The 11,640-nt window shown below is 74.4% G+C and carries 8 protein-coding genes; 5 read left to right on the forward strand and 3 right to left on the reverse strand.

Going from position 1 to position 11,640, the window contains the following annotated elements:
• Window positions 1-278 precede the first annotated feature (278 nt).
• Complete coding sequence (locus C1701_RS01820) at window positions 279-1,352, reverse strand: hypothetical protein (protein WP_337662074.1); 1,074 nt, start codon at window positions 1,350-1,352, stop codon at window positions 279-281.
• Window positions 1,353-1,763: 411 nt separating this feature from the next.
• Window positions 1,764-4,172, reverse strand: a complete 2,409-nt coding sequence (locus tag C1701_RS01825) for an HAD-IC family P-type ATPase (RefSeq protein WP_103055407.1) — start codon at window positions 4,170-4,172, stop codon at window positions 1,764-1,766.
• Between the two features lie 988 nt (window positions 4,173-5,160).
• On the opposite strand from C1701_RS01825, the gene C1701_RS01830 reads away from it, so the two are divergent.
• Both C1701_RS01830 and C1701_RS01835 read left to right on the forward strand, forming a co-directional pair.
• The gene (locus tag C1701_RS01830; RefSeq protein WP_103056925.1) at window positions 5,161-6,159 is read left to right on the forward strand and encodes an Acg family FMN-binding oxidoreductase; all 999 of its coding nucleotides are present in this window, start codon (window positions 5,161-5,163) and stop codon (window positions 6,157-6,159) included.
• 49 nt (window positions 6,160-6,208) lie between these two features.
• The gene (locus C1701_RS01835; RefSeq protein ID WP_103055408.1) at window positions 6,209-6,487 is read left to right on the forward strand and encodes an SHOCT domain-containing protein; all 279 of its coding nucleotides are present in this window, start codon (window positions 6,209-6,211) and stop codon (window positions 6,485-6,487) included.
• Between the two features lie 545 nt (window positions 6,488-7,032).
• Here the strand turns inward: C1701_RS01835 and C1701_RS01840 are convergent.
• Window positions 7,033-7,944: a universal stress protein gene (locus C1701_RS01840; RefSeq protein ID WP_103055409.1), complete on the reverse strand. Its 912-nt coding sequence runs from the start codon at window positions 7,942-7,944 to the stop codon at window positions 7,033-7,035.
• A 511-nt stretch (window positions 7,945-8,455) separates the two neighbouring features.
• On the opposite strand from C1701_RS01840, the gene C1701_RS01845 reads away from it, so the two are divergent.
• The 3 genes from C1701_RS01845 (at window position 8,456) to C1701_RS01855 (ending at window position 11,387) form a co-directional block, all read left to right on the forward strand.
• The gene (locus C1701_RS01845) at window positions 8,456-8,728 is read left to right on the forward strand and encodes a DUF1876 domain-containing protein (protein ID WP_026420512.1); all 273 of its coding nucleotides are present in this window, start codon (window positions 8,456-8,458) and stop codon (window positions 8,726-8,728) included.
• A 723-nt stretch (window positions 8,729-9,451) separates the two neighbouring features.
• Window positions 9,452-10,111, forward strand: a complete 660-nt coding sequence (locus C1701_RS01850) for a response regulator (RefSeq protein WP_103056926.1) — start codon at window positions 9,452-9,454, stop codon at window positions 10,109-10,111.
• Between the two features lie 244 nt (window positions 10,112-10,355).
• Window positions 10,356-11,387: an Acg family FMN-binding oxidoreductase gene (locus tag C1701_RS01855; RefSeq protein WP_337662075.1), complete on the forward strand. Its 1,032-nt coding sequence runs from the start codon at window positions 10,356-10,358 to the stop codon at window positions 11,385-11,387.
• The last annotated feature ends 253 nt before the right edge of the window (window positions 11,388-11,640 follow it).

Below are 11,640 nucleotides of genomic sequence, written 5' to 3' on the forward strand. Positions count from 1 at the left end.
GCAGTGGTGCCGGCGGGCCGGTGCTACCTCGGGTGACCGGAACCGCCGAACGAGCGATTGGCTCGTGTCCGGATGGGGACATCGCGTCGTCCGCCGGCTCCCCTGGTCGGCCCGGCGGTGGGGCGAGGTGTCCCGGGCCCGGTCGCCAGGGGGTTCGCGGGCGTGGGCGTCCCCGGTCGCCGCCCCGAACCGGCCGCGCCGGCCGCACCCCGGTCCCGGCGGCGGCGCCGGTGGTGCCGCCCCGCCCCGGGGGTGCGGGGCGGGCCGGGTCGCGGGGGTCAGCCTGGTCGGGACGTGGCGGCGACCCGCTGCCACGCGTCGAGGAGCCGCCGCGCCGAGCCGCCGACCGGGCCGACCGCGTCGGCGAGCACGGCGGGGTCGGGCGGGGCCGCCCGTTCCACCTCGGACGCCGCCCGGTCGGCGTCCTGGATGGTCGCGGAGCAGACCGCGCGCAGGTGGTCGGGGACGGACAGGCCCGGGTCGACGCAGCCGACGAGGGGCGTGCCGACGGCGGCGATGAGCGGGAAGACGGTGCCGGGGATGCCGATCGCCACCTCGGCCCTGGCCGAGCTCTCCAGGGAACTGACGGGGCTGATCTCGTACTCGCCCCACAGCGCCGGGTCCTCGCGGGGGTGGAGTCCGACGAGGATCCGCCAGCCGGCGGCGCGCAGCCGGCTGGCCGCCTCCAGCAGCAGTCGCGCGCCGGGTGCCGCCCCGCCCGTCTCGTCGGGGTGGGTCACGCTGGTGAGGACGAGCGCGAGGCCGGGTTCGGGGTCGCGGGTGGGCAGCGAGTCGGTCTGCGGGGAGCCGACGACGTCGATCCGTCGGGAGGTGCCCAGGTGGGCGGCGAACGACCGGGCGTCCGCCGGGGACGAGGCGGTGACGGCCCGGATACGGGACCTCACCCGGTTGGCGCCTTCCGCCTCCTCCGGACGCAGGTACGCGAGGGTGCTGGCGGCGACGGGCAGCCGGCGGAACCGGTCCACGCACTCCACCGGCCAGGGCTCGGCGCCGGTGACGACGAGCAGGTCCGCCGTCGTGACCTGGTCGGGGGTGGCCACGGGCACCGGGTCGTCCGGGGCGACGCCGTCGAGGTCGGGCACCAGCTGCACCAGGTCCAGGCCGCGTGCCCGGGCCTCGTCGAGCAGGGGCGCCACGTGGTAGGTCCCCCACGGTTCGTTGGTGGCGACCACCACCCGGGGTGCCTCGTCCCGGGGGCCCCGGGCCGGGCCCGGGCGGGCCGCCTGGGCCACTCCGGCGGTGACGGCGAGGGCGCCGGAGGCGAGGCCGGCCGCGAGAAGGGCGCGGCGGCCGAGCCGGGCGGGAGTGGGGTGCTGGTGTCCGTGGCGCATGGCCGGACCGTAGGTGGGGACGGTGGCCCGTGGGTGACGGGTGCGGGTCGGTCCGGCGACGGTCGGGGAACGGTCGGCGGGTATGGCCGCGGCCCGTGGCCTGGAGTGGCTGGACACGTACGAAGTGAATTGGTTTCACATATCACTGAAGGGACGGTGCCCGCCGAACCGACGGGGAAGCCGTCGGCTGGGCCCGGCCTCGGCCGCCCCGCCCAGTCAGGACGATCCCGGGGCACCGCCGCCCCCGGTGACGTCGCCGCGTCGACCGCTCACCCCGCGCGCCTCCGGCCCGGGCCACCACCGACCGCCGCGACGCGGCGGGGCGGGAACCGCTGTTCCTGGTTCCCGCCCCACGACGCGCACCCGTCACCACGGTCGGCCCGCCTCCGCTCCCGGGGCGAGCCACCCCGGCTAGGCGGGCAGCGGTTCACCCACGGCGGCCTGTCGCCGCGACCACCACCGGTTGACCCACCACACCGCCTCCACCACGAGGATGCCGACACCCCCGCACAGCAGGGCCTTGGCCGTGCCCGCCAGGTTGCTGGGGTCGAGCTCGAAGTACTTCTGGGTCAGGGGCATGAGGAACATCGCCGTGGACAGGCCGGCCATGCCCAGGATCAACCCGACCTTCCACCACGAGTAGGGCCTGGCCACGATCGCCAACACCCACAACGCGATGACGATCAACGTGATCAACGCCGTCGTCCCCGCCTGGATCCGGTCCACCTGGCTGGCCCCCGGCCCCTGGTAGACGAGCAGGTAGGAGACGAACGTCGCCACCGAGATCACGATGCCGGCGGGAATGGCCATCCGCATGACCCGCCCGACGAAACCCGACCGCGCCCGCTCGGTGTTGGGCGCGAGGGACAGGATGAAGGCCGGCACCCCGATGGTGAACCACGCGGTGATCGTGACGTGCCGGGGCAGGAACGGGTAGGGCACCTGGGCCATGCCGATCATCAGGGCCAACAGCACCGAGTAGACGGTCTTGGTGAGGAACAGGTTCGAGACCCGCTCGATGTTGCCGATGACCCGGCGGCCCTCCGCGACCACCTTGGGCAGCGTCGCGAACTTGTTGTCCAGCAGCACGATCTGCGCCACGGCACGACTGGCCTGGCTCCCGGAGCCCATGGCGACCCCGATGTCGGCGTCCTTGAGCGCCAGCACGTCGTTGACCCCGTCGCCGGTCATCGCCACCGTGTGGCCCCGGGACTGGAGCGCCCCCACCATCGCCCGCTTCTGCCCAGGGTCGACCCGGCCGAAGACCGTGCCCGCCTCCACGGCGTCGGCCAGCGGTTCCGGCTCCGAGGGCAGGGTCCGCGCGTCCACGGGCCGGTCGGCGCCGGGAAGTCCCAGGCCGCTGGCGACGGCGCCGACCGAGGTGGCGTTGTCCCCGGAGATGACCTTCATCCCGACCCGCTGGTCGTGGAAGTAGTCGATGGTGTCCTTCGCGTCCGGCCGGATGCGCTGTTCCAACACGACCAGCGCGACCGGGTTGACCCGGCCGGGAGCGTCCTCGGCGTCCACCGGTCGGTCCGACCTGGCGAGCAACAGCACCCGCAGACCCCGCGCGCCGATCCGCTCGGCCTCGGCGCGTTCCACACTCCCCTCCGCCAGCAGGACGTCGGGGGCGCCCAACAACCAGTTGCCGTGCTCCCCGAAACTGGCGCCGCTCCACTTCCGCGCCGAGGAGAAGGGCGCGGTGCCCGTGACCGTCCAGCCCGGGTCGTTCGGGTGCGCCTCGGCGATCGCCTGGAGGCTGGCGTTCGGGCGGGGATCGGCGGCGGCCAACGCGGCCAACGCCCGCGCCGCGTTCGCCGAGGACTCCCCGGTGTTGCGCACCCGCACCTCGGCCAGGCGCATCCCGTTCTCGGTCAGCGTGCCCGTCTTGTCGGCGCACACCACGTCCACCCTGGCCAGCCCCTCGATGGCCGGCAGTTCCTGCACCAGGCACTTGTAGCGGCCCAGGCGGATCACGCCGACGGCGAAGGCGATGCTGGTCATCAGGATGAGCCCCTCGGGCACCATCGGCACCAGGGCGGCGACCATGCCCCGGATCGCCTCCGGCCACGCCTGGTCACCGGCGAGCTGGTTGTAGATGGTGAGCAGCCCGGCTGGCACCAGTAGGTAGGTGATGACCTTGAGGATCCTGTCGATCCCCGAGCGGAGCTCCGATTTCACCAGCGTGAACTTGCTGGCCTCCTCCGCCAACCGGGCGGCGTAGGCGTCGCGGCCGACCTTCGTCGCGGTGTAGACACCCGACCCGGCGACCACGAAGCTCCCGGAGAGCACCCGGTCCCCCGGCGCCTTGACCACCGGGTCCGACTCGCCGGTGAGCAGCGACTCGTCCACCTCCAGGGCCTCGGCGGCGAGGACCGTCCCGTCCACCACCACCTGGTCGCCCGCACCCAGTTCGATCACGTCGTCGAGGACGACCTCGTTCGGGGCGATCTCGGCGGACTGGCCGTCCCGGCGCACCCGGGGCCGGCTCTGCCCGATGATGGCGAGTTTCTCCAGGGTCCGCTTCGCGCGGAGCTCCTGCACCACGCCGATCGCGCTGTTGGCGACGATCAGGACGCCGAAGATCCCGTCCAGGAAGTAGCCGGTGGACATCACCAGGACGAAGAGCACGGCGTAGATGGCGTTGATCCTGGTGAGGACGTTGGCCCTGATGATCTGCGCGACGCTCCGGCTGGCCCGTGCCGGCACGTCGTTGGTCTGTCCCGCGGCGACCCGCTGTGCGACGTCGGCGGCGGTGAGGCCGTCGAGCAGGTCGCGTGTTCCGTCATTCGCGTTGCCGGTCACCCCAGCGAGCGACATATGTGCTTCTCCGTGTCGATGGTCTCACCCGGGGTGGTCGCGGGTGAATGGCATCGCCGGGGCACCTGGTGCCCCGGCCCTCGCGGATCCCCGCTCCCGTCCTCCGGTCCCCCACCACCGGGTGGACGGTTCGTCGCGCGGTGTCCCACGTCCTGGTCGCGCTGCTCGCTCCTGCGGCCGTCCCTCCGTCGCTTGGGTCGAGGTGTCCACGACTCTAGGAGTTGGGGGTCGTGGGCACATTGGGCATCGGTCAGTCAGGTCCCTGAATCTCCTCGGGGATGCCCCCGAGAAGAGCCAGGGTTTGGTGCCAACGGCCGGTTCCGGCCCGGTCGGGGCCTCGACGCGCGACCGCCGACGGCACCACCGGTCGGCATGCGGGGAGGGTGTGGTTCCCCAGGCTCACTCGGTCCTGGCTCCGCCGACGCGGCGTCGGTGCCGCATCGGTGGTTCCCGGACCGGTCGGCGGGGACATCGCGGACCTGGAGCGGTCCCGTCGACGACGTGTGTCCCCGAGACCAGGAGGATTTCATGGCCGGTGTTCCGCCGACGCCGCGACCCGCCACCAGCGCGGTCGGGGGTCGGGCGGGCTGCTGGCGCCGTTGGACGGAGCCGGCCACGGCCGCCCGGGGCGGCGGGAGCACCACGCGCGAACGCGCCCAGGCCGGGCCTCGACCTCGCCCTCGTGGGCGACGCGGTCCCGAGGAGCGCTCGGCCCGAATCCTCCGCCCCGGCCCGCGGTGCCGCCGCCGAACTCGGGGCTGGGACGACGCGCCACCCGCGCGGCCTGGGGAGGCCCGGCCGGTGCGACCGTCCCCGCTCCCGCCGTGCGCCCGGCATACGCCGAGGAGACGGGGGCATGGCTGGGGACGCCGCCGGGGCTTTCGTCGCCGGGGGAGGCGGGCTTTGGTCCCTGCCCTCCCACCCGGGACGGGCCTAACGTCGTGATGACGGACCGACGGAACCGAGTCGACTCCGGGAGCTGGTGAGCATGTCGGACGGGCCTGGCGAGGAAGTGCTGTGGTCGGCCGTCGACCAGGCGACCCGCGCGCCCTCGGTGCACAACACCCAGCCGTGGCGTTGGCGTTGGGAGCCGGGTGCGGTGTGGCTGTACGCCGACTGGGGCCGGCAGCTCCCGGTGGCCGACCCCCGGGGGTGGGACGTCCTGATGAGCTGCGGAGCCGCCCTGCACCACCTCCGGGTGGCCCTCGCGGCGGCCGGGTGGGCGACCGAGGTGCGCCGACTTCCCGATCCCACCGACGGGTCGCTGTTGGCCGCCGTGCGCACCCACCCGCACCAGCCCACCGAGGAGGAGCGTCGCACGGCCTCGACCATCCCCGAGCGGCGGAGCGACCGGCGCCGGTACGACCTGTGGCAGGTGCCCACCGCCCTGATCAGGGAGATGGAGGAGCGCGCCGCCGAACAGGGGGTCACCGTGCGCCCGGTGACGGACCCGGCCACCCGGTACCGCCTGGTCAGTGCGATGCGGGAGGCGGCGGAACGGCAGGAGTCCGACGAGGCGTACCTCTCGGAACTGGCCGCGTGGAGCGGGCGCCTGTCCCACGACGTGGAGGGCGTTCCGGCCGCGAACACCCTGGCCCCCGGCGCCGAGGACCCCGACGTGCCGACCCGGTGGTTCCCCGGTGGGGAACTGCCCAGGTCGCCCCGCCAGCTGAACGATCCGGACGCCGGCACCCTGCTGGTCCTCGGCAGCGCGCGGGAGGACCGGATGTCGTGGCTGCGCGCCGGGGAGGCCCTGAGCGCGGTGCTGTTGTGCGCGGCCGAGCACGGGCTGGTGAGCTGTCCGCTGAGCCAGGCCCTGGAAGTGCCCCTCACCCGGGACGCGCTGCGCGAACGGGTGCTGGACGCGGAGACCTACCCGCACATCGTGGTCCGGGTGGGTTGCCCACTGCTCAACGCTCCCCCGTTGGCCGAGACCCCGCGCCGCCCCCTCGCGGAGATCGTGGAGCGCGCGGCACCCGTGCGCTAGGGCCGTGCCGGCCGCGTGGACGCGCGAGGCGGCAGAGGAAGGAGTCCCGATGTACTACGGACCGACCTGGGGCCCAGGGCCCTGGATATTCTTCGTCGTACTCCTGCTGTTGATCGTCGCCATCGCCCTCTCGGCGTTCCTGGTCCGGCGCGGCGTCGCCGGTGGGACCTCGGGCGCGCACCGGGCGGACGGCACGATGCGCGAGACCGGCCTGGAGAGCGCCAGGCGGATCCTCGACGAGCGCTTCGCCCGGGGCGAGATCAACGAGGAGGAGTACCGGCGACGGCGGCACGTCATCAGGGACGACGGCACCTCACCTGGCGACTGACCGTCGGCACCGCCGTAACCGACACCAGGCGCGCCGTGCCCGGCGACGCCACGGGATTCGGGTTGGGGGAGGTGCCCGGGCCGGACACCGTGGCGGGGGCACCCCGGTTCGCCCGACACCACCGACGAGGGGGGTGCTCCCGCTGCCGTCCCACACACCAGGGGAAGGCCGTCCCAGGCACCCCGGGGGAAGTGGGGCATCGCTGGCTGGACCTCGTTGGGTGGAAGCTGATCATGATCACCGGTCGCTGCCCCAGGAATGCCGCCGCTCCCCCAGGGAGTCCGCGAGAGCACAGGGAGTCCGCGAGAGCTGGAGGCCACGAAGCGGCGCTTCATGGGGCCTGAGCGCGTTCGTGAGCCGCGGTCCCCGCGCCTTGCCTCCACTTGCCCGTGTACCGAGGACGCGGGGGCCTCCCGGGAGCTGGGTGGCGTCGCGGCCGCGCCGGTGGCGTTGAGGTTCGCCGGCCCCCGAGAGCTCCGGACCCGCACGATGCCTCCGCGCGCTTCCCCAGCTTGTCGGCCTCCTCCTGGGCGGGCGCGGGTGGGTCAGGACTGGTCCTCCGGCCGCGCGATGATGACCGGGCAGGACGCGTGGTGCAGCAGGGTGCGGCTGGTGGACCCCAACAGCATGCCGGTGAAGCCTCCCCGGCCCCGGCTGCCCACGATGATCATCCTGGCGCGTTCGGCCTGGCTCAGCAGGCCCGGGCCGGGCCGGTCCCGCACCACCATGCGTTGGACCCGGACGTCCGGGTACCGCTCCTGCCAGCCGGCGAGCCGTTCGGCCAGCACCAGCTCCTCGGCGGCCTCCACCGCCTGCCAGTCGACCATGTTCCTGGTGAGTTCGAAGTCGCTCTCGAAGGCCGCGTCGATCCAGGTGTGCACCGCGAGCAGGTCCGCGCCCCGGAACGCGGCCTCGTCGAAAGCGAGGGCGATGGCGCGTTCGCTGGTGGGGGAACCGTCGACCCCGACGACGATGGGACCCGTCTCGGGCGGAGGTTCGGTGGGGGTCCGGCCCCGGATCACGGCGATCGGGCTGTGCCCGTGGGCCGCGAGCGCGGTGGCCGCCGACCCGACCAGCAGGCTGGAGAAACCGCCACGCCCCCGGGAGCCGAGGACCACCAGCTGGGCCTGCCGGGACAACGCGATCAACGCGGGGACCGGCCCCTCCATCCGGGTCTCCGGCCGGATGTCGACGTTCGGGGCGACCTCGGTGGCGACCTCAGTGGCCCGGTTCAGGTACTGGGCGACATCGTCGCGTTGGGACTGGATGATCGCGTCCACCGACTCGGGGGTGGTGACCACTCCGGGGTAGGTGACGAACAGCGGGAGGTAGGCGTGCGCGAGCACCAGGGGGACCCGGCGTTCCCGCGCCTCCTCCGCCGCCCACCGGGTCGCGTTCAGCGCCGCGTCGGAGCCGTCAACCCCGACCACGATGTGGTGGCCGACTGTGGTGGTCATCGCGTCCTCCCCAGGGTCCGCCCGGTTCCACGTCGGAGGCGGGATCGGGGGTGAGCTCGCCGAGCCCACCGGCGGGCTACCCGTGCCGGCGGTATCGCCCCGCCCGCGTCCGTGCCACCGTCTCCGGGTTCGACGGTACGAGGCGGGCGGTCCGCTCGCTCGGGACTTCCGACCCGTGAGGAGGGGACCTCCGTCTCCCCTCCGAAGGAGCAGCCTCGGGGCCTGCCAGGCTCGACGGGCCGGTCCGAGGCGGGCCGGGTCCGCTGCGCCGCGGGCCGCCGGCCCACCTCCGGTCGGCGGGTCGGGGGCGTCGCGCGGCGCCCTGGGGGCGGCGGGAGGCCGAGCGTTCGGCCGGCCTCCCGCCGCCTGCCTCCGGGGTTGTCCTCGTGCCGAGGCGCGGGGCCCTCCGCGACCCGGTTGCCCGGCGGGCGGTCGGCGGGACCTTCGACCCTGCTCCGCGCCTGCCGGCGGCGGGATGCTGGCGGCATCCCAGCGGGGAGAGGAGGCCGTCATGGAGTACGTCAAGCGCTGGAACATCGAAGTCTCCGTGGTCGAGGAGGGGCGGGAGACGCACGCCGAGGCACGCCTGTACACGACGGAGGCGCAGCCGCCGCTCATCGGTGCGGGACGGGCGCGCTGCAACGTGTCGGACGACAACGTGCCCCAGATCGGCGACGAGCTGGCGGTAGCCCGCGCGCTGGCCGACCTGTCCCGCCAGTTGGCCCGGATCACGGCGACCGACATCGAGTCGATGACGCGCGAGCCCGCCTTCGTGCGGGTGTGACGAGTGCCGCGAAGGCGGGCCAGGCACGGGTGTGAACCCCGGGGATTCCCGGGGCGTTGACCGACCGGCGGGCAGGGCCCGTCCGCCTCCTCGCGGCCGTCGCGGCCGACGAGGAGAAGCGATCCGAGGAGGAACATCGGCGGGTGGATCCGCCGCGAACGGAACGGCGGCGGGCCACCACCTCCTGTTTTCGTTCACCCTTGAGCGCGACCCCGGTCGGGGATGGCGTTCGAGGGCGGTCTCCGCTGCTGGGAGGTCAACGGCTGGGGTGCCCCACTGGCGACACCGCGTCCGCCGTGTCCCGACTGGCGTTCTCGTCGGCGTGGGGAACGGTGGTCGTCGTTCCCCTCGGGATCGCCAGTGGAGCCTGGCCTCAGGGGCACGCGAGGGCGCTTCCGGGGCGGATCCCGCCCCGGGCTGCCGGCCACGCGCGGCCGGCAGCCCGCAGGTCGCCCGGCCGCCGTACCCCAGCTCCAACCGCACCGCACGGCCACCGCGAAGCGCCCACAAGATCCGGATGCCCCGCCCACTCCGGCCCGGGCACGAGGTCCCGTCGGCCCCTCGGGGTCGCCGCCGAACGGCCCGGGTGCGACCGGCGAAGGTCCCCCGGAAGGACTACCGTCGAAGGGGCAGGGACAGGGGCCCTGACGAGTCCGGGGCACCGGTCCGGAGTTGACGTCGTCCGCCGAGGGGCGGGCGCCGTGGTCACGCCGGGAGGTCACGGTGGCGGTCTCCGTGTTCATCGTCGACGACCACGAGATCGTGCGACGGGGCATCACCCAGCTCCTGGACGCCGAGCCCGACATGGACGTGGTGGGCGAGGCGGCCGACGCCGCGCACGCCCTCGCGCGCATCCCGGCGCTCCGGCCCGACGTGGCGATCCTGGACGTCCGGCTCCCCGACGGGGACGGCGTGTCGGTGTGCCGGGAGATCCGCCGGACGGTGGACCCGCCGCCCGCCTGCCTGATGCTGGCCTCCGACGACGCGGACGACGAGGCGGTGTTCGCCGCGATCATGGCGGGCGCGGCCGGGTACCTGCTCAAACGCATCAGCGGGAGCGGCCTGGTCGACGCGGTGCGTGCGGTCGCGGCCGGGGAGTCCCTGCTCGACGCCAAGGTCACCAACCTGGTGTTGGCCCGGTTGCGGCAGGGCGAGGAACGGCGCGACCCCCGGTACCCCGATCTGAGCCCGCAGGAGGAACGGATCCTGGACCTGGTGGCCACCGGGCTGACCAACCGGCAGATCGGTCGTCGGTTGAACCTGGCGGAGAAGACGGTGAAGAACTACGTGTCGTCGTTGCTGCACAAGCTGGGGTTCGCCCGCCGGACCGAGGCCGCCGTCTACGCGACGAGGCAGGCGACGGCCCACCGGCCGCACCGCTGAGCCGGCGCCGGACGTCGCCGGTCCACGATCCGTCACGGGCGCCACCGGCCTCCCCGGCAGGGTCGGCGTGACGGGCACCGAACCGGCCAGCCGATCGGCGGCCCCCGCCCCGGTGGTGCGTCCGCCTCGGGCCCTAGGTCCCACCGGGACCGGTCCACGGTCCCTGTCCGACGGCCGCCGGCCAGCAGAGGATGTGGACAAGGGCGGTGACCGATCACCGCGCGGGCTGGGCGAGGACAGACTGATGAGCACGACGAGAACGACGACGGTGACCGGCACGTCGGGACGGGCACGGGACGCGGAGGGGATGGGAGCTCTCGCCGAGCTGCTGGTCACGGCGGCGACGCGGGCACCGTCACCCCACAACACGCAACCCTGGCGGTTCGAGGTGCGCGGGAACGGCATCGCGCTGCGCCTGGACCGGTCCCGGCTGCTCGGGGTGGCCGATCCGGAGGGCAGGGAGGCGCGGTTGGCCTGCGGGGCCGCCCTGTTCAACCTGCGGCTGGAGGCGCGGGCCCGGGGCATCGCCGCCGTCACCGAACTGCTGCCCGACCGGAGCGCTCCTGACCTGCTCGGGGTGGTGCGGCTGGCCGGCGCGCACCGCCCCTCCGGTGAGGAACGGGCGCTGGCCTCGGCGATCCCACGCCGGCACACCAACCGGCGGCCCTTCGCCGAGGAGCAGCCGCCGGAGCCGTTGCGGCACGCGCTGCGCAGGGCCGCCCAGTTGGAGAGCGGTGTGTTGGACTTCCTCGAGGAGCCGACGCGGTTCGCCGACCTGGCGCGGATGATCAGGAGCGCCGAGGCCGCGCAGCGCGACGACGACGCGTTCATGGCGGAGCTGCGGCGCTGGACGACGGGGGTGGCCAGCGTCAGCGACGGGGTCCCGTCCCGGGCGAGCGGGCCACCGCCCCTGGAGGAGGGCCTGGTGGCGGTCCGGCGGTACGGCCCAGGGCACCGACCCCCGCGCGCCTACGAGCGGGTGCCGCTGCTGGGCGTGGTGCTCACCGACGAGGACGACCAGCGCGCACAACTGGTCGGGGGCCACGCCATGCAGCGGGTGCTGTTGGCCGCGACAGCGGCCGGGTTGAGCACCTCCTTCGTCTCCCAACCGATGGAGGTGGGCTCGGTCAAGCGGGAGCTGGACAGGTTGGTCGGCTCGCGCGGGTACCCGCAGACGGTGCTGCGGATCGGGTACGGCTACCCGGGGTTGCCCACGCCCCGCCGGGCGGCGCGGGAGGTCACCCGTGGTCTGCCCCCGGTGGCGGAACCCGGTTGAGGCCGTCGGTCGGCAGGCGCCCGGGGTGCGCGTCGGCCGCCGGTGCCCGGGGGTTGCGCCCCCGGCCCGGCCCGGCGCTGGTCGGCTTCGTAATGCCGGGTTCGGCTTCCTCGCGGTGTCGGGTGGGTAGGGGTCGACCACGTGGGCGGGGTGAGCGCGGGGTTCGGCGACCGCACGCACCGCGCCAGCCCCGGGCCGGCGGAGGACGGGACGGCTTCGGCTCACCCCGCACCTCCTGCCTGCCGCGCTCACC

Origin of the sequence: Actinoalloteichus sp. AHMU CJ021, from assembly GCF_002895405.1 — a bacterium.
Lineage (GTDB): Bacteria > Actinomycetota > Actinomycetes > Mycobacteriales > Pseudonocardiaceae > Actinoalloteichus_B > Actinoalloteichus_B caeruleus.